We start from the raw sequence: 273 nt of genomic DNA, 5'->3' as shown, positions 1-273 counted from the left end.
GATGGAATGTCGGAAAGATGTGGTAGCTCTCTTGCGTCTCCTGGAATGCGCCCGCTTCTTCGTCCCAATAAAGAATGGGCGTTTCCATTAAAACCCCGTGCAATTGCATGATCTTAGCTTCACGCCCAATAAGTCGCTGTAGGCCGACATTGCCGAGCGTTACAATCACCGGCGGTTTCACCGCACGGATTTCTTCGTCCAGAATCGGCGCATGGGCAATGATCTCTTTTTTAGTCGGGGCACGATTGTATTTACGTTTTACTGTTTCACCGC

At 50.2% G+C, this 273-nt stretch carries 1 protein-coding gene; it reads right to left on the bottom strand.

Annotated features, from left to right (window positions below; all coding sequences use genetic code 11):
• The coding region (locus SB775_RS29445; protein WP_410864771.1) for a uracil-DNA glycosylase family protein at positions 1 to 273 on the bottom strand (273 nt) is incomplete at both ends.

The organism is Peribacillus sp. SIMBA_075, assembly GCF_046534585.1.
This window is presented reverse-complemented; position numbering and strand designations above follow the sequence as displayed.